We start from the raw sequence: 26,705 nt of genomic DNA, 5'->3' as shown, positions 1-26,705 counted from the left end.
CCACCCCTGATTGTCATGAAGACCAAGATTTCTGTCATCGTCTGGAACGAATTCGAGCACGAACTGCAGAACCCGGCCATCGCCGCGATCTACCCCGACGGCATGCACGCCGTCATCGCCGCTGCGCTGCGCGACACGCCCGGCCTCAACCTCGGCGCGCTGCCGCTGGAAGTCAGCACCGCCACGTTGGCCGAGCCCGAGCACGGCCTTTCCGAGGAGCGCCTGGCCGGCTGCGACGTGCTGATCTGGTGGGGCCACAAGGCGCACGGCAAGGTGGCCGACGCGATCGTCGACCGGGTCCAGAAGCGCGTGCTCGAAGGCATGGGCCTGATCGTGCTGCACTCGGGGCATTTCTCGAAGATCTTCCGCCGCATGCTGGGCACGAATTGCTCGCTGAAGTGGCGCGAGGCCGACGAGAAGGAACGCATCTGGGTGATCGAGCCCTCGCACCCGATCGCCGCTGGCCTGGGCGAATACTTCGAGCTGCCCTACGAGGAGATGTACGGCGAGCGCTTCGACGTGCCGCAGCCCGACGAGACGGTGTTCATCAGCTGGTTCGAGGGCGGCGAGGTCTTCCGCTCCGGCCTGTGCTGGCAGCGCGGCCACGGCCGCATCTTCTACTTCCGCCCCGGCCACGAGGCCTACCCGACCTACTACGACAAGAACGTGCAGCGCGTGCTGGCCAACGCGGTGCAGTGGGCCAATCCGCGGGTGCAGATCGTTGACGTCTGCCCGATGTCGCCGCCGCTGGAGACGCTGTCCAAGAAGGACATGACGTTTGCGAAGGCCGGCGTACTGCAGACCAAAGAGGACATCTGATGGCGGCCGCTTCCAACGATTACCAAGCACAAGCCGCAGCGCTGGCGGCGTCAGGCGCAGCAGCGTCGACTGGCAAGCTGCGCGTCGGCGTAATCGGCCTGGGCATCGGCCGCATGCACATCGAAGGCTGGCGCCAGCACCCGGGCGTGGAGGTGGTGGCGATTGCCGACGCCGACGCGGCCCGGCTGGCCACGGTCGGCGAGCAGTTCGACATTGCCGCCCGCTACACCGACGCACAGGCGATGCTGGACGCGGGTGGTTTGGACGTGGTCAGCGTCTGCACTCCAAATAAGTTCCACCACGACCTGACGCTGGCCGCGCTGGCGGCCGGCTGCCACGTGCTGTGCGAAAAGCCGATGGCGATGAACGCGGCCGAGGCGCGCGAGATGCTGGCCGCGGCTCAGGCCGCCGGCAAGCGGTTGATGATCAACTTCAGCTACCGCTTCAGCGCCGCCTCGCGCGAGCTGAAGAAGCAGGTCGACTCCGGCATGTTCGGTGACTTCTACTTCGGCCGCAGCGTCTGGCACCGTCGGCGCGGCATGCCGGGCTTCGGCGGCTGGTTCGGCAACAAGGCGCTGGCTGGCGGCGGCCCGCTGATCGACCTGGGCGTGCACCGCCTGGACCTGGCGCTGTGGCTGATGGGCTATCCCAAGCCGACCTGGGTGCTGGGCAGCACCTACGACCCGATCGCCCGCGCCGCGGCCGACAAGGCGGGCAAGCATTTCGACGTCGAGGACCTGGCCTGCGGCCTGATCAAGTTCGCCAACGGCGCCACGCTGGTGCTCGAAGCCAGCTGGGCCGCCAACATCCAGCAGGCCGAGCTGATGGAAACCCGCCTGCTGGGCACCCAGGCCGGCCTGCTGCAGCGCAACGTCGATGAGGGCTACCAGTTCGAGGCCCAGGTGTTCACCGAGCTGAACGACGCGCCGGTCGACATCGCCCTGCGCGCGCCCACCGGCACGGCGCAGTCGGCCATGTTCGACTACGCGGAGGTCATCCTGACCGGCCAGCCGCACCCCGCCACCGGCGAGGAGGGGCTGATCGTGATGGAGATCCTCGACGCCATCTACGCCAGTGCTGCCACCGGTGCGCCGGTGCAACTTTGATCTCTTGACCCTGTGACCTGCTGAGCTGCCCATGAGTCTTGCCGATCTCGAAGTTCCCGGCCCTGCGGCCGACCTGGATGCCGCGCCGTCCGACCCGGCTGCGCTGCGTCGCGCCCGCTGGGCCACCCGCACGTTGTTCGCCAGCCTGGGCGTGATGGGGGGCATCTGGGGCGCGCACATTCCTTCACTGAAGGCGACGTACGCGCTCAACGAAGGCGAGTTGGCGATGGTGCTGTTTGCCGCCGCGCTGGGCGCCGTCACCTCGCTGTTCTTTGCGGGCCGGGTGATCGGCCGGCTGGGCACGCGCCGGGCCGCGCTGCTCACCGGACTGGTGATGGCCGTGGCGCTGGCGGTGGCCTTGCGTTGGCCGTCGGTGGCGTGGTTGCTGGTGGCGAACTTCTTTTTCGGCATGACGATGAGCGTCCACGATGTCACCCTCAACGCCGAAGGCACGGCGCTGGAGCGGCTCTCGGGCCGCGCCATCATGGGCAATCTGCACGGCATGTTCAGCGTGGGCGCCATGTCGGGCGCCTTGGCGGCCGCGGGCATGCTGAATCAGCAGTGGGCGCCTGCGCTGCAGCTGCTGGTGGTGGGGGGCGTGGTGGCCACTGTGCTGCTGCTCGCTCAGCGCGGCATGCTCGATGCACACCCGGCGTCCGACGCCAGGGAAGGCCAGGCCCATTTCGTCTGGCCGCGTGGCCTGCTGCTGCTGATCGGCCTGCTGATCTTCGCCGGCATGACTGCCGAGGGCGTGATGTACGACTGGTGCGTGCTCTACCTGAAGCAGGAAGTCGGCATGAGCCAGGATGTGGCCGCACTGGGCTACGCCGCCTTCGCTGGCGCGATGGCGGTGGCGCGCTTTGCCGGCGATTCGCTGCGCTCGCGCTTTGCCGATGGCGTGATGCTGCGCGGCAGCGCCACACTGGCTGCGGTGGCGATGGCGGCGGTGCTGCTCAGCGGTGATCCTGTGGTGTCGCTGATCGGCTATGCGCTGGTCGGCATCGGCCTGGCGCCCATCGTGCCGCTGCTGTTCACCGCGGCCAGCCGCGTACCGGGCAGCAGCAGCGCAGCGGCGATCGCGGCGGTGTCGTCGATTGGTTACAGCGGCTTCCTGGTCGGCCCACCGTTGATTGGCGCCATCGCCCATGCCGCATCACTTACGTCGGCGTTGACGGTGGTGGTCATTGCATCGGCTTTGCTGGCGGTTGGCGCACGTCGGGTGGCTTAGATGTAAACCTTTGTTGCAAGTGGGCGAAGAGATGCTTAAACTACTCTAATGGGAATTTATCCCATTAATGGAGATGCACATGAACACCTTTCGCCTGCTGCCTGCCGCCCTGACGCTTGCCGGTCTGTCCCTGATGAGCCATGCCGCTGTTGCCGCTCAGTTGCCCGCAGATGTGGCCGCGTGGTCCGCGCGGCCTGTTCAGGCGGCAGCTGACAGCGCTATTGCGCATCCCGTCATCCTGCTGGCCAAGAACGGCGGCAGTTCGTCGGGCAGTTCTTCCAGCGGATCGTCTTCGGGCAAGTCCTCGAGCGGTTCATCCAGCTCGGGGTCGTCGAAATCCAGCACGTCGTCCAGTTCCTCGACTTCGGGCTCTGACACGCGTCACGGTCGTGGCAGCGATGATGCGCCTGGCCACATTCGCCGGGGTCGTGGTGCTGACGATTCGACATCGCCCTCGACTTCGACCAGCGAAGTACGCCAGAGCCGCAGCAGCGATGACTCGACCACCTCAGAAGACCTGCGCCGCAGCAAGGTGCGTGGCAGCGATGATGGCGTGAACCATCGCTGAAGTGCAGTGCGTGCAGGGCGCAGCCCTGCGGCGAGCGCCCATGAAAAAAGCCGTCGCTCGCGCGACGGCTTTTTCTGCTTCAAGTCTGACAGGGGCTTGTGCCCCCGAGGGACTTACAGCGGGCGGATATTGGAAGCTTGCGGGCCCTTGGGGCCTTGCTTGACTTCGAACTCGACCTTTTGGTTTTCCTGCAGGCTGCGGAAGCCGCCACCGTTGCGGATTTCGCTGTGGTGAGCGAACAGGTCCTTGCTGCCGTCTTCAGGCGTGATGAAGCCGAAGCCCTTGCCGTCGTCGAACCACTTCACGGTGCCAGTTTGGGTACTCATGGATGATGTTCCTTAATTGAGTGTTGATGAAAAAAAGCGACCCCGCTGACATCACGCCAGCAGGAACAGAAACACTCAAGAAACGCCAAACAAGGGGAATTTGACTTAGGCCGACTCTGTAGGGCGCAAGCGCCACGGCAGAGTGGGAGAGAAGCAAGACTTTGAAAAAAACGGTCTTGTGTATGACTGCTCTTTCGATTCTAACGCGCTGTCGGCTGCACAACCGAGCTTTATTTGCTGAACATCGCCTGAGCCTTGTTTTGCGGCGGTTTCTGCGGTGCTTGTGTGCGCTGGGACACAGCCTTTTGCAGGGCTGCACGAGCAGACTGTCTGGCATCCCACCGGAGAGTTCTTGTCTGACGTCGAAAACCATCTGCTGCACGAGAAAATCGACCTGCTGGCGGAACTGCTCCAGATCCAGCAAGAGCAGCTCAAGTTCCTGTCCACGCTGGCTTCGCAGCATCAACCCCCGCCCCCGCCCCCGCCCCCGCCCCCGCCCCCGCCCCCGCCTCATGCCCCTGCACCCGCGCCTTGAACGGCGCTGCGCCACACTCGCGGCTTACCGCCCCGACGGGCATGGAGCAATGCCTTGATGAAATTCGCATCTCTTCCGCGCGTCAGCGCACTGGCACTGGCCGTGTCGCTGGGGGGGTGCGCCGCGCAGGCGCCAATGGCCACCCCCGACGTCCGCCTGAGCTGCGCGCTGCCGACCAACTGCGTCAACTCGCTCGATGGGGGCGCGCTGGCCTACACCGGCTCGCCCGAGCAGGCGCTGGCGCGGCTGGAAGCCACGCTGGCGGCGCTGCCCGAGGCCCGCATCGTGCGGCGCGACGGCCTATGGCTGGAGACGATCTTCACCACCCGCATCGGCTTCAAGGACCAGGTCGACTTTCTGATCGATCCGCAGGCGCAGCGCATCGACTTTCGCTCGCGCTCGCTGCTCGGCCTGTACGACTTCGGCAAGAACCGCTCGCGCATGCGGGACTTCGCCACGCGTTTCGAGCAGCAGGCGGCTCGATAACATGGCTCTTTTTCACCGACGACAGCAGGATCCCTCATGAAAGCAATCTGGAACGGCGTGATCGTGGCCGAAAGCGACGACACGGTCGTGGTCGAAGGCAACCACTACTTTCCCGCCAGCGCGCTGAAGCAGGAATTCCTGCTGTCCAGCAACCTGCGCACCATGTGCTCCTGGAAGGGCGAGGCGCACTACCACACGCTCTTCGTCAACGGCGACGCCAACCCCGACGCGGTCTGGTACTACGCCGACCCCAAGGAAGCCGCACAGGAGATCAAGGGCCGTGTCGCGTTCTGGAAGGGCGTGCGGGTCGAGGCCTGAGGCCTGACACCTGACGCTTCCAGCGTCAGAACAGCTCGATGCGTGGCTGCTCCTGCCGGTCTGCGGCCTGGGTCAGCGCCTGGCCGGTGACCGACTCGTGCGCGACGCGCTGGCTGTGCATGACGTAGCTGTCGGCCTGCTCGGCCAGCAGTTGCTTGAGCGTGCTCATGCCGTCGGGGTCCCAGGGCTGGTCGAGCAGCTGGTCCGCCAGGCTTTGCAGGTGGCGATTCATGCCCCGCAGCGCCTGCTGCACGGACTCCACCCGCTGGCGCATCACGTCCTGGCCCTGCATTTCGCCCAGCGCTTCCGCGAGCCGGCCGGCAATGTCCTGATGCCCGGACTTGATGTCGGCAATGACCGTCTCCAGCTGCAACTGCGACATCGACACGGCAAAGCGCTGCTGCATTTCGGCGATGTCGGCCAGCACCCGTCGCATGTTGCCGCTGCTGGTCTGGCGGCCGGAGGCGTCCATCGCGCTGACCAGTTCCTCGTCGATGCCGGTGGTGGCGGCGTTGATCTGGCTGGCAATATCGACCGCCACCGTGGCGGTGCGGTTGGAGAGTTCACGAATTTCTGCCGCGACCACGGCAAAGCCCCGGCCGGTCTCGCCTGCCCGCGCGGCCTCGATGGCGGCGTTGATCGACAGGAAGTTGGTCTGACGCGCCACCGACGCGATCACGTCCACCAGCGGCGCCAGCGCCTTGACGCCCTGCAGCCGGCGGATGCGCTCCAGGTTGGCCGTGACCTCGGCCTCCTGCGTCTCGACGAACATTTCCAGGATCGCGCCCAGCTGGGCGTCGGCCATCAGCTTTTCCTTGATGACGCGGGTGAGTTCGTGCCCGTGTTCCTCGGTGATGCGGATGCGCTCGATCTGCTGGCTCGACACCTGGTGGACCGACTGCATGCGCTCGATCACCTGCAGGGCGGCTTGCTCGGAGTCCTGCAGCGCACCGTCCAGATGCCGGCTCATCAGTTTCAGGTGCGGCGCCACGTCGCGCACCTCTTGAACCGCCTGCGTGCGCGGCATGCCGCGGGCGGCCGGGCGCACGCGCATCAGCAGCGCGGTGAGCAAGGCCGCGCTGACGAGCGCCAACAGGGCGACAGCCGCCAACTCCAGTGCCGGCGGCAAGGCCTGGGCGCGCAGCCATGGCGTCACCCAGGCCACGGCGGCCACGGTGATGACGGCAGCGGCACTGAACACCAGGGCCAGCGGCCCGCGAGGAGCAGTTTTTGAACTCATTGCGGCGTCCCTCTTGTTTCGGCAATCAATCGGTCGACCAGCGCGAGCAGCTCCCACGGGCTGAATGGCTTGATCAGGTAGGCGCGTGCGCCGGTCTGCAGGCCGCTGTCGATGTCCTCGGGCGCGCCCAGGGCCGACAGCATCACCACCGGAATCTGCCTCAGCGCGGCGTCGGCGGCCAGCGTGCGCGACAGGCTCAGGCCGTCGACGCCGGGCATCATCACATCCAGCAGGATCAGGTCCGGGCGCTGGCTGCGTGCCAGGCTCTGCCCCTGTGCGGCGTCACCCGCCTCCAGCACCTCGAAGCCCTTGAACTCCAGGGTCATGCGGATCAGGCGGCGGATGTCGGCCTGGTCTTCAATGGTCAGAACGGTGCGTTTCATGGTCATGCCACTACAAAAAAACTCATGTCAGGGCTTCAGCCGCAGGCGGATCAGCGTGCCGCCGCCGGGGGCGTTGAAGGCTTCGATGCTGCCCTCGTGCGCCCGCATGATCTTGCGGCAGATGGTCAGACCCAGGCCGGTGCCGCCCGAGCCGTCGCGGGTGCGGCTCGACTGAACGAAGGGCTCGAAGATCGCCTCCAGCTCCTCGGGGGGAATGCCCGGGCCGTGGTCGCGCACGGTCAGCGCCACGTGTCCCGTGCCGTCCAGGCTTTCGCCGGTGATGTCGATCGGGCTGCCTTGCGGCGCAAACCGCAGCGCGTTGTTCAGCACGTGGTGCAGCACCTGCTGCAGGCGCGCCGGGTCCGCGTGCGCGGGCAACGCGAGGGACGGGTCGGGCAGCCGCAGCCGGAGTTGCCGTGCGTCGGCGGTGGCCTGCAGTTGCCGGGCCACCTCGGCAGCCAGCGCGGCCAGGTCGACCCGGTGCAGCGTCAGGGCGCTGGCCGTGCTGTCCGAGGTCGAGATGTCCAGCAGCCCGTTGACCAGCGTCAGCATGCGCTGCCCGCCGGCCTGGATGTCGTTGAACATCTGCTCGAACTGCGGCTGGGCCTGCAGCTGCGCGAAGTGCTCGCCCAGTTCCGAGAAGCCGATCACCGACTGCAGCGGCGTGCGCAACTCGTGGCTGATGTTGGCGATGAACTCCGACTTGGCGCGGCTGCTGCGCTCGACCGCCTCGGTGGCGAGCACGATGCTGGTGATGTCCCGCAAGGCGCCCACGATGCGCACGGGCCCGCTGTCGTCGAACTCGCCCTCGGCCACCGCATGCACCCAGATTGCGCGGCCCCGGGCGGTGATGAATTGCAGCTTGAAATCCCAGCCCAGGCGGTCGTCGCCGAAGCCCTGCGCCATGGCCTGCTCGATCACGGTGCGCGCTTGCGGGGTGAAGAAATCCGGGCACTCCTGCAGCGTCGGCTGATGGCCCGGCTCGACCTCCAGGATGCGGCAGGTCTGGTCCGTCCAGTGCATCTGGCGGCTGCGCAGGTCGTAGGCCCAGCCGCCCACGCCGCCGATGCGGCCGGTCTTGTCCAGAAAAGCCTCGCTGGCGCGCAGGTTGGCTTCGGCCTGCTTGCGCTCGGTGATGTCGGTCTGGATCGCCATGAAGCCGGTCAGCACCCCGTGCACATCGTGGATGGGCTGGATGTCGAGCTCCAGCCAGTAGATGCGGCCTTGCTTGCCGCGGTTGCACACATCGCCGGCAAAGGCGTGTCCGGCATCGAGCGCTTTACGCATGTGCGCGATGACGTGGGGCGCCGTGCCCTCGAACTGCAGCAACTCCCCGGGTTTGCAGCCCATGACCTCTGCCGTGCTGTAGCCGCTGATGCGCTCGAAGCCGGCATTGACCCAGGTGATGCGGCGCGCCACGTCGGTGATGACCACGGCGTTGGACGTGGCCTGCGCCACCAAGGCCAGCTGCGCGATCTCGGCCGTTGTGTGTGCCAGCAGCGTCTCGGCGCGGCGCAGGCTGGCCGATCGCTGCCACAGCAAGGCCGCCAGCAGCGTGCTGACCAGCGCACCCAGCACAAACACCAGCCATGCCACGGGCTGCATCTCTGCGGGAATGCTTCGCGCGACCCACATCCCCGCGCCTGCAGCCAGGCCGCAACCCGTCAGCCAGAGGCTCACCGGCAGGTGCAAGGGCAGTGCGGCGTGGTGTTTCATGTTCCCGGGAGGATTCTGTGAGGCGCGGGGGGGTGGTGCTGGCAACAGGAACTGGCAAGAGGTGCGTGCTTGATTTGAACTTTTCGTCCATTGCGCCCGAAACTTGAGCGCCCGCCAGAATCCGCCCATGCAGATCCCGCCCGATTCCACACTCAAGCCTTCCCACCAAGCCCGCAACCCGCTGCACGGCATCACGCTGGAGGGCATCGTCACTGCGCTGGTGGCGCACTACGGCTGGGCAGGGCTGGGCGAGCGCATTCCGCTGCGCTGCTTCACCGTCGAGCCCAGCCTGCCGTCCAGCCTGCGCTTTCTGCGCAAGACGCCCTGGGCGCGTGAAAAAGTGGAGAGCCTCTACCTGTTCACGCTGCGGCAGCAGCGGGTGGGGTCAGAGCGGCCCTGACGCCGCCCTGAACGCAACCCCGCCTCAGCTGCCGGAGCGCTCACCGATCAGCACCGCCCAACGGGTCTCACCGGCCCCCACCATCACGCGCACCGGCAGCGCGCCGGCTGGCACGGCCGTCAGCACGAGGCTTCTCGTGTCGGACTTGAACCGCATCCAGATGGGCAGCGGCTTGTCGTCCATCAGGGTCACCTGCAGGTCGGTCGCCCCGTTGGGTACAGCGATTTCCTGGGGCAGCGCGAAGCTGACCTCGGCCCCCGAGTCGATCGCTGACCGGGTCACGAACACGGCCACCACGCCCACCCGTTCGGTCGTCGCCGGACGCACCATCGAGATGGACGTCGCGCTGCCCGGTTTGGCCACGCTCACCTCGCTCCGGGCCGGACTGCCGATGGCCACGGCGGGCGTCCCGACCGGACTCGGATTCACATTGCCGGCACTGACGCTGCTGCCGACCGCGGGCGTCGACACGTCCAGCAGCGCCGCCGGCGCCGATGGCACGAGCGGTGCCGACGGCGAAGGCCCGGCCACCGGCAAGGTCGGCGCCACCGACAGCCCGTCGCTGCCGCTTGTGGAGCCGCCCCCCGTGCCCGTGCCTGAGTCGTTGCCGTTGCCCAGGATGCTGGCCGTGGTGCTCTGCACCGGGGTGGCCAGCGTGTAGTTGCCTGCATCGGTGCCGGTGAGCTGGTGGGTGACCGTCACGGTCTTGTTCGAGCCGATGTCCTTGGTATCGAACAGGCCGGTCTGCGCCAGCGTGACGGCATCGCCCGAGAACAGGCCGCTCAGCAGGCCGGTCATGGCGGCGGTCGTGGTGCCGTCATAGACCTTGTCGGCAGCGGCGACGTTGCTGACGCTCACCGCCCTGGGCGTGATGCTGGCCGTGGCGCTCTGCACCGGGGTGGCCAGCGTGTAGTTGCCCAGGTCGGCACCGGCCAGGCTGTTGAGCACCGTCACGGTCTTGTCCGTGCCGGCATTCCTGCTGTCGAAGGCACCGGTCTGCGCCAGCGTGACGGCGTCGCCCGAGAACAGGCCACCCAGCAGGCCGGTCAGTGCCGCGCTGGTGTTGCCGTCATAGACCTTGTCCGCCGCACGGGTCACCACGCTGAGCGGTGCCCGGGTGACCGTCGCGAAGGTCGCGGCACGGTCGTTGACGGTGTAGTTGCCCGCGTCGGTGCCGCTGATGGCGATGTCGGTGACGCCGACGAACTTGCCAACGCCCACGTTCTTGTCGAGCAGCGCCGCGCTGGCGCTGACCGTCAGCACGTCGCCGACAACGCGGTTGTCGCTCAGGTTCACGACGGCGGCCGTGCTGGCGTCGTAGACCTTGTCGACGCCGGTGGCGGCGACCACCAGGCTGCGGGGCGTGATGCTGGCCGTCAGGCCTGCCGGCTGGACCAGGGTGTAGTTGACCGCGTCCGCGCCGCTCAGCACGAAAGTGCCGCTGTTGAGGATCGGCTTGTCGATGCCGACATCCTTGCTCTGGAAAGTGCCGGTGACCGAGGACACCTGCACATCGTCGGCGCCGAGTGCGCCGGACAGCACGGCGGTCGACACATTCAGGTGGGCCACCAGCGTGCCGTCGTAGACCTTGTCGATGGCGACCAGCCCGGCGACGTTGAGCGTGGCCGGCGTGATGCTGGCGTGTGCGGTCACACTGCCCGGCACCGTGTAGTTGCTGGCCAGGCCGGCGTTGGCGCCCGTGCCGTCCTGCAGCGTGATACCGGTGATCGTGACCGGCTTGTCGGCCGCCACGTTGCGGTCCTCGAACCGGGTGCTGCCGCTGTGCGTGCCGTTCAGGGTCTCGCCGTTGACCAGGCCGCTGAAGCCGAAGGATTCCAGCGTGGCGCTGGTGCTGCGGTCGTAGACCTTGTCGGCCACCGAGGCCTCCACCGTCAGCAGCCTGGGGCTGATCGTGGCCTGGGCGCTGGCGGTCGGGGCGACGCGGTAGTTGGATGCCAGGCTGCCCTCCGGACCGTCGACCAGCGCAATGCCGTGGATCGTGACCGCCTTGCCCGCACCCGCATTGGCGTCCGCGAAGGTGGCGCTGCCGGTGGTGGCGCCCAGGATCTCGCCGTTGACGAAGCCGCTCAGCGTGCCGCCCGTCTGGGTGGCCGTGCGGCTGCCGTCGTAGACCTTGTCGGCCACGCTGCCGGCGTAGGTCAGCACGGCCTGCTCGATCGTGCTGGTGGTGTTGGCTGCGTGGATGACGTTGTAGTTGCCACCGCCGTTGCCGTCGTTGACCGTGACACCGCTGGCCGTGACGGTCTTGTTGCCGCTGCCGGCGTTGGCGTCGGTGTAGGCGAAGCTGCCGCCGCTCAGGGTGTCGGTCGTGTTGCCGTTGCTGACGTTGGTGTAGAGCGTACCGGCCACCACGGTGGCGCTGCCGCTGGCATCGAGCGTGGCGTCGTAGGTCTTGGTGAGGTTGGCGGCCGCCACCGTGATGTTGGCGCGTTCGATCGTGCTGTGCGTGTTGGCGGTGTAGCTGACGTTGTAGTTGTTGCCGCCGTTGCCGTCGTTGACGGTCACGTCGCTGGCAGTGACGGTCTTGTTGCCGCTGCCGGCGTTGGCGTCGGTGTAGGCGAAGCTGCCGCCGCTGAGGCTGTCGCCGCCGAAGACCTGCGTGCCGGCGGTGGCCACCGCCGTGGCGCTGGCGGCCAGCGTGCCGTCGTAGGTCTTGGTCGTGTCGCTGGCGGCCAGCGTCAGGTTGGCGCGGTTGACCGTCAACGCGCCGCTGGCGAAGCTGATGGCGTAGTTGCCCGCCGTCAGGCCCGAGGGCGTGATGGTGTAACTGCCTGCATGGCGTGCGCCCTGTGCGCTGCCGCCGTAGACGAGCGTGCCGCCGAGCACGCCGTCGCCTTCGCCGTTGGCAAAGCCGCTGTAGCTCACGCCGTGGCCGCCGCTGTAGGCCTGGCCGTCGTAGGTCTTGCTGTCGGCCTGGGCGGTGACGGTCAGGTTGGCGCGGTTGACGGTCAGCGCGCTGGCGTTGCCTGCCGCCTGCGCGAAGGTGTAGTTGACCGCCGTGTAGCCGCCGCCGTTGATGGCGTAGCTGCCGACGTTGCTGCCCGCGCCAGCCGGGGTGGACCAGCTGGCCGAACCGCCCAGCACCGACGCGTCCTGCCCTAGCTTGAAGCCGCTCACGCTGCCGCCGAGCACCGGGTCCGCTGCGCCGTAGCTGCGTTCCGCCGTGTTGGCGGTGTAGGTCAGCACGGCGGGCGTCACGGTGTAGGTCACGCCGGTCGTGTCGGCGATCAGCGTGTAGGCAGAGGTCAGGCCGCCGGTGTACCTGATGCTGGTGCTGCCGACGTCCATCGCGCTCGACAGCCCGGCCGTGAAGGCCGCCGTGCCGCCGCTGATGACGTTGCCGGTGGTGTCCTCGCTGTCGAGCATGCCGGCGCTGATGATGTAGCCGAGCGTGCCGGTCGGCGTGTCGCCGTAGACCTGCGTGGCGGCGCCGGTGACGGCGGCGCGCACCGTCAGCGTGGCGGTCGAGTCGGTGTAGATGAAGCCGTTGCCGCTCTCGCTCACCGCGCCTGGCGCGTAGCTGGCGAAGCTGGCGCCGTAGTGGCGGAAGTTCGAGGTCAGCCCGCCCTTGACGGTGTGTGCGCCCCCGACCAGATCGCCCACATTGCCGTACACCAGCCAGCGGTGGTCGTCGTCCACGGTCAGTGCGGCTGCGCCGGCGGTCGCGTTGTTGATGAGGTTGCCCGCGCCCTCGGTCGAAGCGACCAGGTCGCCGCCCGTGGCCTGCAGGCGGGCGCCGCTGTCGAGCGTCAGGTCGCCCACCGTGCGCAGCAGCAGGTCGCCCCCATGGCTGTGCACCGCACCGGACACGGCCAGGCCGCCGCTCGCGTCCCGCAGTTGCAGGCCGGTGCCGGCGCTGGCGCCGGCGAGCGTGTCGATGGTGTTGGTCGCGTCGGCCAGCGTGATCGCGCCGCCCGCAGCCACGGTCAGCGCGGTCACGTCCTGCAGCGCTGCGCTTTGCGTCAGGTTGCCGGCGCCGCCATTGGCGCCTGCCGTCAGGTTGACCGCCGCGCCACCGGCGTTGATGCCTGCCACGGTCAGGCCGTTGGCGTCGACATAGGTGATGGCGTGGCCGCCCGAGGTGACGGCGAGCGTGTCGACATCGTTGGCCCCGTTGGCCAGCATCACGGTGCCGTTGGCGGTGATGTCGAGGGCCGGGGCGCTGATCGGGCCGTTCTGCGCCAGTGCGCCGGCAGTGGTCAGCGTCAGGCGGGTGAGGGCCTGGGCGGTGTCGATCGTCGTCAGGCCGGTGGCGGCGTTCTTCACGTTGACCGTGGTGCCGCTCAACTGCAGCGTGCCGAACTGGTTGCCGTTGTTGCTCAGGTCGATGCCCAGGCTGCCGGCACTCGACGCCTCGGCCGTGAAACTGGCGACGCCGGCCACCGACAGCGCGGTACCCGCAGACTGCCGGATACCGGTCTGCACATCGGCGCCACCGCCCAGGGTCGGCGCGCTGGCGCTGACGGCAATGTGGCCCGTGATGTTGTTGGCCGGGTTGGCCAGCACGACGGCATCGCCGCCGATCAGGCTGCTGCTGAACGAGCGGTTGGTGCGCTCGCTGATCACCGTCAGGTTGCCGGCTTCGATGCGGTCGCCCAGCGTGATGACGCCGGCCTGGCGCACTTCCACGGTGCTGGTGGCCGGCAGCGTGGTGATGCCGCCGATCAGGTTGCCCGCACCGCCCAGCAGGATGCTGGTGCCGGTGGCGGTCAGGTCACCGCGCACCTGCAGGCTGGCGCCGGCGGCCTGCGAGATCGCGTCGCCGGTGGCGGTCAGCACATAGTGGCCGCCGACCTGGGTGTTGCCGATGCGCGTGGCGCTGGCGCCGGAGTTGTCGATCGTGACGTCGCCCGCAGCCACGCTGGTGGTGATGTCGAGGTTGCCGCCGATGGTCAGCGGTGCCGCCTGCGTGACCGTGCCCGCCGCCGTCAGTGCCACGTTGCCGGCGGAGGCCAGCGCCGCGCCGATGTGGATAGTGCCGCTGGACGTGACGCTCAGGCTCTCGCTGGCCTGGGTGGCGCCGAGGTCGGTGGCCGCCGCCTCCGTCACCTGTACCGTGCGGCCGGTCAGCGTCAGCGTGCCGAAGGTGTTGCCGGCATGGTCGAGCGTGATGTCGCTGCTGCCGGCATCGAGCGTCACCGCGCCGCTGCCGAGCACCCACGCCGCCGTGCCGGCCTGCGTGATGTCGAGCGTGTTGGCCAGGTTCAGTGCAGTGGGTGTGCCGTTGAGCGCCACCGTACCGAAGGCGTTGGCGGGGTGGGACAGCTCGATGCCGTGGCCCGCCGCGTACAGCGTCAGGTCGCCCGAGGTGATGGCGCCGCCGCTCTGGCTGATGCCGCCGCCGCCGTTGAGCGTGAGTGGCTTGCCCGGTGCGTTGAGCGTGCCGGCCACGTCGAGCGTGCCGGTGCCGGTGGCGCTGCCCAAGGTCAGGCTCGCCAGCGTGCCGATCGGCAGTTGGGCCAGATCGGTGGCGGTCAGGTTCAGGCCGGTGATGGGGCTGGTGCCGCCGATGGCGACGTTGCGGCTGGCCGTGGCCGGCTGCATCAGCAGGTGGCCCGAGCCGGTCACGGCGCGCGCGAAGTTGATCTCGTCGGCCGTCAGCGTCAGGTCGTTGGCGTTCAGGCTGGCCAGGTTGTTGAAGGCCAGCGTGCCGGCACCGGCGTTCAGGGCCAGCGCGTGGCCGCTGGTGGGTGCCATGTCGACCAGCGCGTTGAAGGCGATGCCGACGCCGCTGAGGTCGCCGGTGGCGGTGATGGTGCCAGTGTTGTAGACCTGCGGGCCGTTGATGTCCAGCGCCGGCAGCGTGATGCCCGAGGTGCTGTTGACCGTCAGGCCGGTGAGGGCGCTCTGCAGCTGGTCCAGGCCGGTGACCGAGCCGCCGCCCAGGTTCATGGTCAGCGTCTTGTTGCTGCCGACGGCGCCGCCCAGCGTCAGCGTGCCGTTGCCGGTGGTCAGTGTCAGGTCGTTGTCGACGGCCAGCGTGCCGTTGAAGCGGATCGCGCCGCCGCCGCTGTCGATCACCGACGCGCCGGCCACCGCCACGGGCGTGGCGAAGGTGATGGCGTCGTTGGTGCTGCTGAGGTTGACGCCCACGTTGATCGGCCCGCCCGTCGCGTTGGCCGTGACCGCGTTGAAGGTCGATGCGGCGGTGACGAAGCCGATGTCGCCCGTGCCCTGCGCCTTGAGGCCCAGCGTGCCGGTGATGTTCTGGCTCTGCGGGGCGCTGATGCCGTTGACGTGAATCCAGCCGCTGCCGCTGGTCTTGAGGTCGAGGCCGCCCGAGCTGGTGATGCGGGCGAGTTCGCTGCCCGAGATCGTCATCTGGCCGGCCGCGTCGGTGCCGCCCAGCGCGATGTTGCGGCTGGTGCTGGCGCTGAGGCTCATCAGCCCCGAACCCGACGACAGCGTGCTGCTGCCCTGCAGGTCGAGGTCGGCGGCCTGGATCGCCAGCGTGTTGTTGGCGGCGGTCAGCGACACGCCGTTGAGCAGCACGAACGCACCGCTGCCGTTGCCATCCGAGTCGGCGGTGAACGCCACCGGCGCACTCAGCGTGCGGCTCTGGTTGAGCGTGATGTGGTTGAGTGCGCTGTAGCTCTGGTTGGCATCGCCCACCGTGGCGATGCCCGGCAGCGTCAGGTCGTTGCCCGAGATCGTCATGCCGGTCAGCGGCGTGATGCCGCCGGCGGCGCCGCCGAGCACGACGTTGCCGGCGCCTGCGGCCAGCGTCAGGGCGTGTGCACCGTTGACGGTGCTGGTGGCACCGGTGAAGGTGATGTTGCCCGCGCCTGCGCCGGTCGAGATCGCCACATCGGCGCCCAGCGTGGCCGGGCCGGTGACGGTGATGTCGCTGTGGGTGCTGCTCAGGTCGCCGCCCAGCGTCACGCCGCTGATGGCGGTGTAGGCCTGCGTGCTGGTGGTGGTGACGTCCGCTGCGGTGACGGTCAGGCCGTTGGCGGCCAGCGCCGTCAGCGCGGTGGTGTCGCCGACGGCGCCGTTGAACTGCACGGCGCTGGTGCCGGCGTTGGCCGTCAGGCTGCGCGCGCCGTCGAGCGTGCCGTTGAAGGTCAGGCCGGCGCCGGCCAGCGTGGTGTCGGCGCCGAGCGTGACGGCGTCGTTGTAGGTCTGCGCGCCGCTGGTGGTGACGGCACCGGCGTTGAGGGCCGTGCTGCCGCCCGCGTTGGTGGTGAGGCTGGCCAGTGCGGTGTTGCCGCCGACCACGCCGCCGAAGGTCGTCGTGCCCGAGGCGTTGACCGTCAGCGCCTGCGCGCCGTCCAGGCTGCCGGCAAAGGTGACGTCGCTGCCGGTCAGCGTGGTGCCGGCGCCGAGCGTCACGGCGTCGTTGAAAGCCTGCGCACCGCTGGTGCGGACGGTTGCGCCGTTGAGCGCGGTGGTGCCGCCCGCGTCGGTGGCGAGGCTCGCCAGCGCGGTGGTCGCGCCCACGGCGGCGCTGAAGGTGGTGGTGCCGCTGCCGGCGTTGACGGCCAGCGCCTGTGCGCCGTTGACCGTGCCGTTGAAGTTGACCGGCGCGTCGTGGGTGGTGACGGTGACCGGGCCGGTGGCCAGCGTCATGGGGCCGTTGAAGTCGACCTGGCCGGTGGCCGGGCCGCTGGACTGGCCGACCGCGCCGTTGAGCGTGAGGCCGCCGGCGGCGCTGAAGCTCATCGGTCCGGCCACGGCCAGGCCGGTGCCCGGCAGGCTCAGCGTCTGCGCCGTCACGGTCAGGCCCGTGAGGTCGGACGCAAAGCCGATCTGGTCGAGACCGGTGACCGTGCCCGCGCCGCCCGCCAGCGCGTTGAGCGTGAGGGCGTGCGGGCCGGCCACCGCGCCGCCGAAGCCCAGCGTGCTGCCGTTGGAGGCCACGCTGACGTCGCCGCCGCTGAGCGTCAGGCCGCCGTTGAAGGCGATGCCGTCGAAGCCGCTGATGGCGTTGCCGCTGCCGCCACCGCTGGTGACGGCGCCGGCGAAGGTCGAGCCGGTGTCGCCATTGGCGAGCGTGACGTCCTGCGTGAACACCACCGGACCGGCCGCGCTGAGGCCCGAGCGGGCTTCCAGCGTGTCGTCGAACGTGGCCGTGCCGCTGCCTTGCAGCGTGAGCGCCGCGCCCGTGCCGCTGCCCAGCGCGGACACGTGGCCCACCGGGCCGGTGAAGGTCTTGGTGCCGCTGCCCGAGCTGACGGTGAGGTTCCTGTTGCCGTCGAGCGTGTCGGCGAAGTGGATGGCCGAGTCGGTGCTCGACACCGTGGCCGCCGCGCCCACCGTGACCGGGCTGTTGAAGGTGATCGCGCCCGCTGCCGTGCTGGTGACGTTGCCGGCCAGCGTGATGCTGCTGCCGTTGGTGGCGGTGTAGGTCTGCGCGCCGGCGATGGTGACGCCGCCGACCGGGATGGTGGGGTTCAGCGCCGTGACGCTCAGGCTCGTCAGGTCGCCTCCCAGGCGGTCGAGGCCGGTCAGCGACTGCGTGCCCGAGTCCAACGCCAGGGCGTACGGCCCCGACACGCTGCCGGCGGTCTGGAAGGCCAGCGCGGCATTGTTGGAGGTGATGGCCGCCGGGCCGTTCTGCAGCAGCACGCCGTTGTTGAACGTCATGCCGTCGTAGCCCGACAGGTTCATGCCGCCGGCCTTGCCGAGCGTGACCTGGCCGGTGAAGACCGAGGCGGCGTTGCCGTCGGCCAGCGTGACGGTGTCGGCGAAGGTGACCGGGCCGGTCACGGCCAGGCCGTTGTTGGCGCCCAGCGTGCTGTCAAAGCGCGCGCCGCTGGATGTGAGTTGCAGTGCCGCCCCCGCGTCGCCCGTGCTGCCGAGGTTGCTGACGGCGGCATCGAAGCCGACCGTGCCCGTGCCGGCATTGACGGTGAGCTGGTGGCCGGCACCGGCGAGGGTGCCGTTGAAGTCGATCGCCGAGTGGGTCGATTGCACGCTCAGATCGGCGCCCAGCGTGACCGGGCCGTTGAAGGTGATCGCACCGGCTGCCGTGCCGGTCACGCTGGCGCCCAGCGTGATGCCGCTGCCGCCGGCGGTGTAGGTCTGCGGGCCGGCGATGCTCATCTGCGGCAGGCTCAGTGCCGCGCCGGCCGTGACGGCCAGCGAGCTGCTGCTGGCGTTGACGGTGGACAGGCCTGTGACCGTGCCCGCCAGCGACGTCAGGCTGACGTCGTTGGCACCGATGGTGATGCCCGACGTGCCGCCGATCACCCCCACCGCAAAGCTGCCGGCGTTGTTGAACACCAGGTCGCCGCCCGAGAAGCCGGCGGCCAGGTTGTCGATGTCGTTGGCGGCGTCGTCGAGCGTGGCGTAGCCGGTGCCGATCAGGCGCAGCGACGACGCGGTGATCGCGCCGGTCTGCGTGATGGCGCCCCCGGCGCTCACGGTGAAGGTGCCGCCGGGAGCGACGGTCGACGCTGCCAGCACGATGCCGTTGACATCGGCGATCTCGGCGCTGGAAGCCGACACCACGCTGACGCGGCCGAAGTCGCTTGCCGGGCTGGCGTTCAGCACGATCGGGTTGGCGCTGCCGGCGGTCAGGGTGGTGGTGCCCGGCACGGTCCAGGCGCCGCCGTCGGTGATGCCGGCGGCGTGGTTCTCGGTCACGCTGACGTTCTGCGCGGTGAGTGTCAGGTCGCCGAGCTGGTTGCCGGCCTGGGTCAGCAGCACGTCACGGCTGCCGGCGTTGAGCGTGAACGGCGTGGTGCCCTGTGTCCAGGCTGCCGCCTGGGTGATGTCGTCGTTCTCGGTGATGCTGGCTGCGCTGGGCGTGCTGGCGATGGCCAGTGCACCGAGCACGTTGCCGCTGTTGTTCAGCGTGATGGCGTTGCTGCCGGCATTGAGCGTGGTGACGCCGCTGGTGGTCCATGCGTCGGACACGCCCGTGCCTTGGGTGATGTTGTCGCTTTCGGTGATGCTGACCGTGCCGCCTGTCACGCTCAGCTGGCCCAGGATGTTGGTCGCGCGGGTCAGCGTGACGGCCTTCGCGTTCTCGGCCAACAGCGTGACCGGCACGCTGTTGAGCACCCAGGCGCTGGCCTGGGTGATGTCGTCGTTCTCGGTGATGGCCACCGAGGTGGGCGTGCCGTGACTGGTGATGATGCTGATGTCGCCCAGCACGTTGCCGCTGCGCGACAGGTCGATCGCGTTGTTGCCACCGTCGAGCGTGACCGGCGCGGCACCGACGTTCCAGACGGCTGATTGCGTCAGGTCGGTGGTGTCGGTGATCAGCACCGCGGTCAGCGTGCCTGCCGTGCCGGTGGTGTCCAGCGCAATCGCGCCGAGGTGGTTGCCCTGGTTGTCGAGCGTGATCGACTTGCCCGCAGCATTGGCAACGGTCAGGTGCGTGGCGCCGGAGGTGTACCAGCCGGTATCGCCCGCGCCGTTCCAGGACGTGATCACGCCGTCGGTGATGCTGTCGTTCTCGGTGATGGTGGCGTTGGTCGCCCGCAGGTAGATGTCGCCCAGCACGTTGCCGGCGTTGCCCAGGTTGATGTTGCCGCCGCCAGCCGTCGCTCCGGTGCTGTCGTAGGCGACCAGCTTGGTGGTGCCGGTGGCCCAGGCGCCGGCGCTGCCGGCGTCGCTGATGGCGTCGGTCGTGGCGGTGTCCCTGGCGTAGATCGTGATGCTGCTGGTCACGCCGTTGGTGCTGCCGGTGCCGCCCAGCACCTGCAGCGGCCCGAGCACGTTGTTCGGATTGTTCAGGGTGGTCGACGTGGCGCCCGAATCGAGCTTGGTGGTGCCGTGCAGCGTCCAGGCACCGCCCTGCGTCAGGCCGTTGATGCTGTCGGCGGTCTCGCGCACGTGGACTGCACCGGCGCTGGCCGCGCTGCGGTTGAGTTGCGTCAGCGTCAGGTTGCCGAAGCTGTTGGCCTGGTCGAGCGTGATGGCCTGGTCGTCCGAGGTCGTCAGCGTCACCACCGGCAGCGGCGTGACGAGGGTGCCGCTCCAGGCCGCGGCCTGGGTGATGGCGTCGTTTTCGCGGATCGTCACCGAGGGCGCGTTCTGCACCGTCAGGTCGCCGAGGCTGTTGTCGGCCTCGTTCAGCGTGACGCCACCGGTGGCGCTGAAGTCCCTGAAGGTCGTGTTGCCGCTGGCGACCACGGCCGTCGAGGCGCTCTGCGTCAGCGTGCCACCGGTGCGCGAGTCCAGCGACAGCGTGCCGCTGGCGTTGACGTGGCCCAGCTCCACGCTGCCGTTCGGGTTCAGCACCACGTTGTGGGCAGCGGGAACCGCGACCGTCTTCCACTGGTTGTAGTCGTTGTCGAGCGTCAGGTCGTTGGCGCTGCCGGCGTTGAACGTGGCGACGCCGTTGCTGGCGTTGATGTAGTAATTGGAATTGCTGGTCGAGGTGTCGGTGATCGCGCCCCCGGCGGTGACGCCGAGGTTGCGCTGCACCGTGAAGCCACCGTTGCTGACGTACAGGTCAATCGCATCGGCATCGACGAAGCTGGCATCGCGTGCATTGCGCACCGTGACGTGGTTGAAGTCGTTGCCCGAATTGGCGAGCACGATGTCCGCGCCTGCCGCCGCGCGGAAGGTGCTGTTGCCTGCGCTGACACTGTCCACCACCAGCGCGCCGGTCTGCGTGATGCCGCCGTTCTGGATGTCGACCACCAGGCTGCCGGTCAGCGTCATGGCGGGCAGGCTGATCGAGGGGGCGTTGTCGTAATAGAACAGCACGTCGCGCAGGCCGCTGCCCAGGCCGGAGATCAGCCCGGCAGCGGCGTTGGTGTTGCGCAACTGGATGTCGCGGAAAGCGCCAATGCCGGTGGTTGCCGTCGTGACCGTGCCGGCAATCGAGTTGGTTGCGCCGGTCCAGCCGCCGATGTAGTGACCCAGGCTCGGGCCGAGCAGCAGGTCGCTGCCGGGGGCCGTGACGGTGAAGGTCGCGTTGCCGCCCACCGTGATCGGCGCGCTGTTGCTGATGTAGTTGTACTGGCTGATCGTGCCACCGGCGGTCACGTCCAGGTTGCCGGCCATGTTGCTGGCGCCGTAGCCGAATTCGATGGCGTTGCTGTCGACCAGCGTGACGTTGTTGCCCGAGTTGATCTGCACCCGGGCGAAATTGTTGCTGGTCGAGCCGAGCGTGATGTCGTTGGCTGTTCCGGCCGTCAGTACCGTGTTGCCGGTGACCGTGACGGCGCCGCTGGCGGTGATGGCGCCGTTGGCCGAGACCGTCAGATCGGTGCCGACCGTGGTGCTGCCCAGACTCACGCCGCCGCTGGCGGTGACCGCCATGGACCGGTTCACGTTGGCGCTGGCGATGTCGATCGCCCCGGCGTCGCGGATCGTCACGTAGCCGCCGGTGCCGGTCTCGCCGGTGGAGGCCACGTTCAGCGTGACGGCGCCGCCGAAGTCGTTGCCGCTGTTGCCGAGGTTGATGTAGGGGTCCGCATAGCCGTAGCCGCCGTTGTTGACCGTCAGGCTGGTGGTGCCGGCCACGGCCATGTCGCCGGTCTGCGCGATCGGGCCCCGCGTGACCTGGATCAGGTTGCCCGACAGGTGGGTGGCACCGAAACGCATCGCGTTGGTGTCGTTCAGCGTCACGTTGCCGGCGGTCAGGCCGATGGTGTTGAAGTCGGTGGTGGCGCGGTTGAGGGTCACGTCGCCCGTGCCCACGTTCACGGTGGTGGTGCCACGCACGACCACGCTGCCGAGCGCGTTGGTGACGTTGCGCGCCGCATCGGCGTTGATCGTCATGTTGCCGGTGAGGCTGAGCTCGCCCAGGTCGATCTGGCCGGTCACGGCGCCGGCAGTCGGGCCGTTGTGCGTGATGTCGAGGTTGGCTGCCACGACCTGGCCGGCGCTGATGGCGCCCGACGCGTCCTTGGTGCCCATCGTGATCGACACCGTGCCGGTGCCGGCGTCGATCAGGCTGTTGTTGGTGAAGACGGCGGGCGTGGCCGCCGTGCGGTTGGCGTCTGCCGCGCTGTCATTGGCGGTAAAGCTGACGTGGGCGTTGTCGGTCGTGATGCTGGCGTTGAGCGTGATGCTGCGGCCGGCGCTGAAGGTCAGCGCGCCGCCGCTGCCGGCGGGGTTGGCGCTGACGATCGAGCTGTTGACCGTGATGTCGTTGTTGGCCTGCAGCGTGACGGCGGTGCCGGTGTTGGTGATCGCGGTGAGGGTGTTGGGCGAGATCACGCTGTCGGCTGACGGTGCATCGGCAAAGGTGTCGATGTCGGTGACGGCAGCGGCGCCTGCTGCATCGACCGTGATGTTGCGCGGATCGAGCAGCAGGGTGCCGGCGGCACCGTGATCGGCGCCGGCGTTGACCGTGCCGGTGAAGTCGAGGTGCTGCTTGCCCGAGACCTCGACCTGGCCGCCCGAACCTGCCGTCACGCCACCGCGTGCCGTGATGCGGCCTGCGAACGCGGTCTGCCCCTCCGACCAGACCACCACCTGGCCGCCGTCGCCGGCCTGCGTGGCGCTGGCGTCGATGCGGGCCTGGCGGCCCACCGCCACCTGCTGCGCGTTGGTGATGGCGGCATCCTGGCCCTGGAAGCCACCGCCGATGGCGACATCGCCGCCGCCGGCGCTGCCCGAGGCCTCGACCACGCTGGCGCCGAACAGGCCGACGCGCTCGGCGCTCAGCGTGACGCTGCCGCCGTGGCCTGCGGCGTTGGAGGCGTCGACCACGCCATCCTGCAGCGTCACTTCGGTGCTGGCTTCCAGCACGATGCGCCCGCCCTTCATCGACAGGCCGGTGGCCTCGATCTGGCCGGAGTTCCGCACCACGCCGCCCTGCAGGCGGTCGAGCGCCTTGGCCGACAGCACGATCAGGCCGCCGGGGGCGAGCACCGCACCCTTGTTCTCGACCAGCGCGCGCAACGTGCTGGGCTGAACCGTGACGCCCGCCAGCGATTGCTGGCCGTCGTAGTTGATCGTGAAGGCGTCGCCGGCGGCCATCACCACCCGACCCAGGCGGGCGATGACGATGCCTTCGTTGCGGACCTCGGGCGCCAGCAGCGCGATGTAGCCGCCGAGCGCCGTGCTCAGCTGGCCTGCGTTGATGACGCTGCCGGTCGCACCGTCACGCGTGAGCGTGGTCTGGCCGGCCATGAAGGCGGTGTCGCTGATGCCGTGTGTGGTGGCGACGAGGCCGCCCACGTCGACCGAGGCGCTCTGGCCGAACACCACCCCGTTCGGGTTGCTCAGGAACACCTGGCCGTTGGCGTTGATCTTGCCGAAGATCTGGCTCGGATTGCTGTCGAGCACGCGGTTGAGCGTGGCCGCCGTGGCGCTGGGCTGATTGAAGTTGACCTGTGCGGCGCTGCCGACGTTGAAAGTGTCCCAGTTGATCGCCGCACGCGCGCTGGTCTGGTCGATGTTGAGGACCGCATTGCCCGGCACCGATCCGGCGCGGATGTTGGCCACGCCCGCGCTCACCACGCCGCCCGTGGGCAACTGCCCGACAGGTGGCGCCCCCGGCGCGGCGGCATGCGTCAGCATCGGCATCATCATGGGGGCCAGCAGGGCGATGGCGCGCACACTGCGCTTGCCGCGGCTGCTGGCGTTTTCTGCCACCGCGATCCAGGCGCGCAACACCTCGCTCCAGACCAGTCGATAGATGCGGTTCATGCTGGCGTGTCCACTCATGGCGTGCTTTCGGGGAATCGTTGTTGGTATCGGATGCGGGTGTGGCCTGGAACGGATCAGAACGCCATGCTGGCTTGCAGCCAGAAGCGCTGCTTCTGCAGCGTGCCGTCCTGGTCGTTGCCGTTGGCGGTGGCGTTCGGGTTGTTGCCCAGACGGCGTGCCAGCACGGCCTTGATCGACAGCCCGTTGTTGCCCGACCAGCCCAGCGACACGCCCACACCATGCAGCGCATAACGGTTGAGCGTTGCGGCCCCGGCGATGTTGTTGTTTTTGTTGACCCGCACCGAGCCCCAGTCGTAGAAGCCTGTGAGATCGAAATTGGCCGGCAGGCGGGTTCGCACCTCCAGGTTCAGCAGCTGGCCTTCGGAGCCGCTGCCTTCGCTGGAGGGGTAGGCCCGCACGCCGCCTGCGCCGCCCAGGTAGAACTTCTCCGACGAGTCGAGATTCTTCCCCGCCATCTGGCCCGACAGCGAGGCGAACAGCGCGATCCGGGGCGTGACCGATTGCTGACGTGCCGCGCTGTAGCGCAGCTTGTTGAAGCGGCCGGCGGTGCGGGTGCTGGCCGCGTCGGCGGCCTGGTTGGGCGAGCCGGCCAGGTTCACCCGACCCTGCACCAGCGCGATGCTGGCGTTGTTGGCACCGCCGCCGCCCAGGTTGTCGTAGAGGTTGCCATTCAGGCCCAGACTGGCCAGCGTGACCTTGTAGCGCGTCGTGGTTGCACCGGCGGACCGGTTGTCGAAGCGCTTGTCGTCCAGGTTGGCGGCCAGGTTGATGTTCTTCTGCCGCGAGCGCAGCAGGGGATAGCTGGCTTCCAGGCCGGCGGTGCTGGAGGTTCCACGTACATCCAGCGGTGCGAACTCGGGCGTGACCACCCTGTAAGTCATGTGCGAAGCGTTCAGTCCCAGCCGCCAGCCGTTGCTGCCCAGCGGCAGCGAGTACGCGGCGCGGCCATAGGTGCTGCCCTGCGTGCGCAGCAGCAGGGCACCGCCCTGGTCACCCAGTCCCAGCGCGCTGTTGAGGCTCAGGTTGGCCGAGGCCCGCGTGCTGCCGGTGGAGCGCGAGCCGGTGTTGTCGATGGCGACATCGGCACTTGCCAGCCGGTCATCGGACACGCTCAGCACAAGATCGGTCTCAGCCTGCTTGCGGCCTTCGACCAACCTGCCGGTGGCGCTGATGCCGGGCAGGTCATCAACCAGCAGCAGGGCGCGGTCGAGCGAGTCGCCGTTGACGAGGGTGCCGGGCGCTTGCGCGCTCTCGACCATGCCCTTCAGGCGTGTTGCCGAGACACGGGTCGGTTCGCCCTCCACGCGCACGGCACCGAACGCCGCCTCGACGATCTGGATCGTCACCTGGCCGCTGGTGATGTCCTGCTGCGGCAGAAAGGCGCGCACCACCCAGCCGGCTTCACGGTAGGCGGTGGCCACGGCGCTGGCTGCACCCTGCAGTTCCGGAAAGCCGAGTGGTCGATTCAGCAGACCTGCCACCGAAGCGGCCAGCGCCTGCTCGCTCAGCCGCGTGTTGCCTGCAAAGCGAAACGTGCTCACGGTGACCGTCGCGCGATCGAGCGACTGCATCGGCTGTGGCGTGGCCAGCGAAGGCGCCGGCGGTGCCTCGGGCCGCGGGGCCAAACGGCGCTGCTGCTCAATCTGCCGCAGCAGCGAACCGGCGTCGGGTGCGGTCTGTGCGCTGACAACGCCCGCACTCATCAGTGCGGCGGCGATGGCCAAGCCCTGTGCGAAGGGAAGATCGGTGGATGCGGTCTTGTTCATGAGGCGAGCTGTATCACTGCGGAAGTAAAAAATTGCGAAAAATCATTCGCAATAACAGCCGTCAGGTTACAGATCGGATCAGTGGGCCAAGCCCTCGAAAAGCGGGCTTATCCGGGTCAGTTCCAGCTTTGCGCACCGCGTGGGCATTCGTGCAGATCGCTTCACGCCGGTCGACCGCGTCCTCGCGAGCGAAGCATGGGGTAACGCGCGAACCCAGAATGGCAGGGACCCGCAAACCTGCGCACCAGAGATGCACCAGAAGCGAAGCGGAAAAGAAAAAAGCACTTAAGTCTTGTGACCTAAGTGCTTGATTCCGTTGGTGTTTTGGCTCCTCGACCTGGGCTCGAACCAGGGACCTACGGATTAACAGTACGTGTGGCCGGAGCTATGTCGGCGTGCTGTTCGGGAAGAAGCGCGAGCAAAAACAAGTACTTGCTGCACATGAGGCGTCATGCGTCCCGTCCAGGCGCGTGACCAGATCATGACCAGATGGGGCAGACAAGACCGGAGCAGGACCGGCAGCCGCTCCCCCGCCAGCCGAGGCCATCACCGCTTTGCCGCCGCCTTGTACACGGCATCGCGCTCACGCTTACCTACGGCCACCACCAGCACGGTCACGATCTCGTCCTGGACTTCGTAGACCAGTCGGTAGCCTGCGTCGCGCAGCTTGATCTTGTAGCGGGCCTTCTGGTTGTGCAGCTTGGCCGCAGGCACATGCGGCGGCTCCAGTCGTTCTGCCAGCTTCTTCTTGAAGACGGCCTTCACCGACCCGTCCAGCTTCTTCCACTCGTCCAGTGCAGCCGGCAGGAACGCCAGCTCATAGGTCATCGAGCGACACCTTCACCGGGGTTCCACCCGCTGCCAAGCGGGCGTCGGCCAGCGCGTTGAGCTCCAGGTTTTCCAGCCGCTCCAGCAGGGCCTCGTAGGCCAAGGCCGGCACGCAGTAGAAGGTCGGCTCATTTCGGTTGAGGATCGCAACGGGCAGCCCTTCGCCAGCCGCAACGGTGGCCATCGGGTTACGCTTGAGTTCCGAAATGCTGGCTGTGGTCGATGCCAAGATGGTGTGGGTCATGATCTATCCAGAGGGCCTTGAACAGGTCTCAGTTTAGGTCGGTTTGAGGTGGTGGTGTTGTCGACTGAATCCTGACCACCCGTGCGGTCTACAGCATCAGACCTAGCTCGCGCAGCAAGTCGGTGACAACGTCCAGCA

At 68.4% G+C, this 26,705-nt stretch carries 15 protein-coding genes; 7 read left to right on the top strand and 8 right to left on the bottom strand.

Annotated features, from left to right (window positions below; genetic code table 11):
• Nucleotides 1-15: 15 nt before the first annotated feature.
• From AC5IG3_RS17810 to AC5IG3_RS17795, 4 genes are all read left to right on the top strand, one after another.
• Nucleotides 16-819, top strand: a complete 804-nt coding sequence (locus tag AC5IG3_RS17810) for a ThuA domain-containing protein (RefSeq protein WP_491907638.1) — start codon at nt 16-18, stop codon at nt 817-819.
• Complete coding sequence (locus tag AC5IG3_RS17805; protein ID WP_491907637.1) at nt 819-1,925, top strand: Gfo/Idh/MocA family protein; 1,107 nt, start codon at nt 819-821, stop codon at nt 1,923-1,925. The genes AC5IG3_RS17810 and AC5IG3_RS17805 overlap by 1 nt, the downstream gene beginning before the upstream one ends.
• A gap of 31 nt (nt 1,926-1,956) precedes the next feature.
• Nucleotides 1,957-3,153: an MFS transporter gene (locus AC5IG3_RS17800; RefSeq protein WP_491907636.1), complete on the top strand. Its 1,197-nt coding sequence runs from the start codon at nt 1,957-1,959 to the stop codon at nt 3,151-3,153.
• 79 nt (nt 3,154-3,232) lie between these two features.
• Complete coding sequence (locus AC5IG3_RS17795; RefSeq protein WP_491907635.1) at nt 3,233-3,721, top strand: hypothetical protein; 489 nt, start codon at nt 3,233-3,235, stop codon at nt 3,719-3,721.
• A 113-nt stretch (nt 3,722-3,834) separates the two neighbouring features.
• Here the strand turns inward: AC5IG3_RS17795 and AC5IG3_RS17790 are convergent, their stop codons facing one another.
• Nucleotides 3,835-4,047 carry a cold-shock protein gene (locus tag AC5IG3_RS17790; RefSeq protein WP_491907634.1) on the bottom strand — a complete coding sequence of 71 codons (213 nt, stop codon included), beginning with the start codon at nt 4,045-4,047 and terminating at the stop codon, nt 3,835-3,837.
• Nucleotides 4,048-4,639: 592 nt separating this feature from the next.
• On the opposite strand from AC5IG3_RS17790, the gene AC5IG3_RS17785 reads away from it, so the two are divergent.
• Nucleotides 4,640-5,068 carry a DUF1499 domain-containing protein gene (locus AC5IG3_RS17785; RefSeq protein WP_491907633.1) on the top strand — a complete coding sequence of 143 codons (429 nt, stop codon included), beginning with the start codon at nt 4,640-4,642 and terminating at the stop codon, nt 5,066-5,068.
• A 36-nt stretch (nt 5,069-5,104) separates the two neighbouring features.
• A complete protein-coding gene (locus AC5IG3_RS17780) occupies nt 5,105-5,386 on the top strand; it encodes a DUF427 domain-containing protein (protein WP_491907632.1) in 282 nt (93 codons plus the stop codon).
• Nucleotides 5,387-5,411: 25 nt separating this feature from the next.
• Here the strand turns inward: AC5IG3_RS17780 and AC5IG3_RS17775 are convergent, their stop codons facing one another.
• From AC5IG3_RS17775 to AC5IG3_RS17765, 3 genes are read right to left on the bottom strand one after another with little or no spacing between them, the layout of a single operon-like run.
• Complete coding sequence (locus AC5IG3_RS17775; RefSeq protein ID WP_491907631.1) at nt 5,412-6,626, bottom strand: methyl-accepting chemotaxis protein; 1,215 nt, start codon at nt 6,624-6,626, stop codon at nt 5,412-5,414.
• The gene (locus AC5IG3_RS17770; RefSeq protein WP_491907630.1) at nt 6,623-7,009 is read right to left on the bottom strand and encodes a response regulator transcription factor; all 387 of its coding nucleotides are present in this window, start codon (nt 7,007-7,009) and stop codon (nt 6,623-6,625) included. The genes AC5IG3_RS17775 and AC5IG3_RS17770 overlap by 4 nt, the downstream gene beginning before the upstream one ends.
• Nucleotides 7,010-7,036: 27 nt before the next feature.
• The gene (locus AC5IG3_RS17765; protein ID WP_491907629.1) at nt 7,037-8,725 is read right to left on the bottom strand and encodes a sensor histidine kinase; all 1,689 of its coding nucleotides are present in this window, start codon (nt 8,723-8,725) and stop codon (nt 7,037-7,039) included.
• A 127-nt stretch (nt 8,726-8,852) separates the two neighbouring features.
• Between AC5IG3_RS17765 and AC5IG3_RS17760 the strand changes: the two genes are divergently transcribed.
• The gene (locus tag AC5IG3_RS17760; RefSeq protein ID WP_491907628.1) at nt 8,853-9,125 is read left to right on the top strand and encodes a VF530 family protein; all 273 of its coding nucleotides are present in this window, start codon (nt 8,853-8,855) and stop codon (nt 9,123-9,125) included.
• 24 nt (nt 9,126-9,149) lie between these two features.
• Here the strand turns inward: AC5IG3_RS17760 and AC5IG3_RS17755 are convergent, their stop codons facing one another.
• The 4 genes from AC5IG3_RS17755 to AC5IG3_RS17740 all read right to left on the bottom strand — a co-directional run bounded on the left by AC5IG3_RS17755 (nt 9,150) and on the right by AC5IG3_RS17740 (nt 26,567).
• On the bottom strand, nt 9,150-23,726 hold the full coding sequence (locus tag AC5IG3_RS17755; RefSeq protein WP_491907627.1) for a YDG domain-containing protein: 14,577 nt from the start codon (nt 23,724-23,726) through the stop codon (nt 9,150-9,152).
• A 56-nt stretch (nt 23,727-23,782) separates the two neighbouring features.
• Nucleotides 23,783-25,495, bottom strand: a complete 1,713-nt coding sequence (locus AC5IG3_RS17750) for a ShlB/FhaC/HecB family hemolysin secretion/activation protein (RefSeq protein ID WP_491907626.1) — start codon at nt 25,493-25,495, stop codon at nt 23,783-23,785.
• 546 nt (nt 25,496-26,041) lie between these two features.
• Nucleotides 26,042-26,323: a type II toxin-antitoxin system RelE family toxin gene (locus AC5IG3_RS17745; RefSeq protein WP_491907625.1), complete on the bottom strand. Its 282-nt coding sequence runs from the start codon at nt 26,321-26,323 to the stop codon at nt 26,042-26,044.
• Entirely contained in the window at nt 26,313-26,567 is a 255-nt protein-coding gene (locus AC5IG3_RS17740) for a type II toxin-antitoxin system Phd/YefM family antitoxin (RefSeq protein WP_491907624.1), read from the bottom strand. The genes AC5IG3_RS17745 and AC5IG3_RS17740 overlap by 11 nt, the downstream gene beginning before the upstream one ends.
• Nucleotides 26,568-26,705 lie beyond the last annotated feature (138 nt).

This window comes from Leptothrix sp. (in: b-proteobacteria) (assembly GCF_965250675.1).
Lineage (GTDB): Bacteria > Pseudomonadota > Gammaproteobacteria > Burkholderiales > Burkholderiaceae_C > Sphaerotilus.
This window is presented reverse-complemented; position numbering and strand designations above follow the sequence as displayed.